The following is a 2690-nucleotide window of genomic DNA, read 5'->3' as shown; positions in this document are numbered from 1 at the left end:
CACACCTTTTCCAGACGGGGCAGTACGGGCAGCGCCTGCACCTTGAGCGCCTCGGGCTCGTGGGCGAGAAGGGGCGAGGCGAGCGCCTTGGCATCGGGCCGCTCGTAGTCCGACGGCGGCTTGATGGAACCCCAAGGCGTGGTCCTGATGGGGAAGGTGAACTCCTTCACTCGCCCATCGCGATAACGGATCTTCCAGTACACGCGGTTATTCTGCCGGTCGCGCAGCACCCGGACCTTGTGACCCAGGGGCGCGAAATCGGAATAGCCCCGCACGTCGATCGCGTGCTGCGGACAGGCCTTGACGCAGGAATAGCATTCCCAGCAGAAGTTGGGCTCGATGTTGTACGACCGGCGGTAGACCGGGTCGATGTGCATGATGTCGGACGGGCAGATGTCCACGCACTCACCACAGCCGTCGCAGCGCGTCATGTCTACGTAGGTCGGCATGGCTTCAGTTCCTGCAGTGGAGGCCGCCGGCGGGCGTCGGCAGATCGGAGGCGCCACTCGCCTCTTCGATCCTGCGCTGGTACGCCACCGCCGGCTTATAGAACATATGGGCGAACTTGGACCAGGGGACGGTCACGAAGAGCAGTGTCGTGAAGAAGATGTAGAGGCTAAAAAATAACAGGCTCGCCGCCCGGCTCCCGAAGGTCGTTTGCACGAAATGCCACAGCAGCGCGAACGCGGCGCTCAGCAGGAGCAGGCCTACGAAGAGATCCGCGCGCACCAGGCGGAAAGGGGAGTGGCCCTCGTAGGCCACGTTCACCCTGAGGAAGAAGAAAAACCACACACCGCCGGCGAGAATCATCAATGCCCCCAGGTTCCACAGCAGCGGTAGGGCAGCCGGCGTATCGGCGGCGGTGGCATAGCCGAAGACCATCACCAGGGTCGTGATCACGTAGAGTAGGAAACCGTACATCATCAAGAGGTGGGAGATGCGCCTGGGCGTTTTGCAGAACTCGCCAGAGACGGCCGCCTCGGCGACGGTCTTGACCGCCAAGGAGAATTTCTGCGAGCTACTCAGCTGGCTTCGGGCTGCGGCCTTCGTTCTTTCTCTACGCAGCGCGAAATACTTGCCGCTGCCCTTGTGGTAGATGTCGAACAGCGTTCCGGCGGCAACGGCGATCGCCATCAGGATGACATACGCCCGTATCGCCAAAGGGGACACGAGCTCTGCTGCTGCGGCGAATGGATTGCTGGTGAACATGAACGCCTCCTCCAATACCGCGCAGGTCGAGGCCTCGGGCGGCGGCCGTCAGGCCTGTTTTACGTCCACGCCCCCTGGGTTTGCCGCCGCTAGAGATTCAACCGGCTGCTCCCCCTCTCCAGATCGATCCAAACCTTAAATTTCTTAGCGCGGAAGGCCCGGGAGGAAAAATAAAAAAATCTTCTTTTTACATAAAAATTATTTTTCCTGCGCAACGGTGCCGTCCGTGTTCTCCTCATCCAGAGGCAAACGAGGTGAGCTCACCAGTAATGAGAAAGTTAAGCTGCTTCATCACGTGATAGCCCATGCTGTGGTCCCGGTCCATGGCCTTCAGGAACTCGTTGCCGTTGATCGCCAGCACCCGGCAGGCGGTGAGGCAGTAGGCGGTGGCGATGCGCCGCTGAGCTCGTTCCACCACCGCCGCCCAGCCGAAGATCTCGCCGCTGCGAATGAGCTCCCCTGCGGTCGCCTGGCGCCCGCCGCGGCCGATGGTGAAGCGCACCAGCCCCTCCACCAGCACGTAGAAATCCACCGCCTGATCACCCAGGTTGTAGATTTCGGCACCCTGGGGATACTCTTCCACCCGGAACAGGGGAGCGAGCGCCTCCAGTTGATCCGTGGTGAGATCGGCAAAAAAGGCGCTCGCGGCGAGGAAGGCGGCCACACCCTGAGACAACACGTCCGGTGTGCCGGGGGCTACTTCTTTTTCCATCCCACCATCTCTTGGAAGCGCTTGAGCTCCTCCTCCTTCATGAACACCGTGTGCTCGGGACCAGGATACCTGCGCTCCCTCACGTCCTTCATGTAGTCCTTGTATACCTGCTCGATGATCGGGATCAGGTCCACGTAGACTTTGGAATGGCGCGGTGTGTGTTTCTCGTACAGATGGAAGAGGTCCGAGCCGATGATGTGCACCCCATCGGCTTGATTACCCGCCCCCAGGCTGATGACGGGAATCGGCAGGGTCTCGGCCAGATACTGGCATACCTCGGAGGTGGTCACCTCGCACAGGATGGAAAAGCAGCCCGCGTCGTAGAAGGCCATGGCGTCGTCGATCAGCTCCTTGGCCCGGTCTGCGGTCTTGCCCTGGGCGGCGAAGCCCCCGAGCTGGGGGATGCGCATGGGGGTGATACCGATGTGGCCCTGCACCGGAATGCCCGCTTTGACGATCGCTTCCACATACTTGGCGTGGTGCTGGTTACCCTCGCACTTCATCACCTCGGCGCCTGCCTGGGAGACGTACTTGGCGGCATTGTCCACCGCCTGCTGGGTGGAGAGGTGAAAGCTCATGTAAGGCATGTCCACCATGCGCAGCCCGTACCGGGAGCCGCGCTTGACTGCCTGGGCCATGAACATCACCTCCTCGAAGGAGACCGAAGTGGTGTCCTCGTGGCCGAACAGCACCATGCCGCCCGTGTCCGACACGCACAGAATGTCCACCCCCACCCGATCCGCGATGATGGCGTTGGGATAATCGTAGA

General features: G+C 61.4%; 4 protein-coding genes. All 4 read right to left on the bottom strand.

All coding sequences use genetic code 11. The features are described from left to right. Window positions 1-449 (bottom strand): adenylyl-sulfate reductase subunit beta (gene aprB, locus V7Q81_RS15610; RefSeq protein ID WP_333845172.1); only part of this gene is annotated, 449 nt, incomplete at its 3' end. A 4-nt stretch (window positions 450-453) separates the two neighbouring features. Then, the gene (locus V7Q81_RS15605; RefSeq protein ID WP_333845169.1) at window positions 454-1209 is read right to left on the bottom strand and encodes an adenylyl-sulfate reductase; all 756 of its coding nucleotides are present in this window, start codon (window positions 1207-1209) and stop codon (window positions 454-456) included. Between the two features lie 235 nt (window positions 1210-1444). Beyond that, the gene (locus V7Q81_RS15600; RefSeq protein WP_333845166.1) at window positions 1445-1921 is read right to left on the bottom strand and encodes a Crp/Fnr family transcriptional regulator; all 477 of its coding nucleotides are present in this window, start codon (window positions 1919-1921) and stop codon (window positions 1445-1447) included. Continuing rightward, window positions 1906-2690, bottom strand: a 785-nt coding sequence (gene panB / locus V7Q81_RS15595; RefSeq protein WP_333845164.1) for a 3-methyl-2-oxobutanoate hydroxymethyltransferase, incomplete at its 5' end; no start/stop codon positions are given. The genes V7Q81_RS15600 and panB, both read right to left, overlap by 16 nt.

This window comes from Pelomicrobium sp. (assembly GCF_036803785.1).
Taxonomy (GTDB): Bacteria; Pseudomonadota; Gammaproteobacteria; order Burkholderiales; family UBA6910; genus Pelomicrobium.
The sequence above is the reverse complement of the archived record's forward strand: the minus strand, read 5'-3'. Positions and strand labels throughout refer to the sequence as shown.

Coding starts and splice junctions, on each gene's coding strand:
- V7Q81_RS15605 (WP_333845169.1), bottom strand. CDS start 1,209: ATGTTCACCAGCAATCCATTCGCCGCAGCAGCAGAGCTCGTGTCCCCT.
- V7Q81_RS15600 (WP_333845166.1), bottom strand. CDS start 1,921: ATGGAAAAAGAAGTAGCCCCCGGCACACCGGACGTGTTGTCTCAGGGT.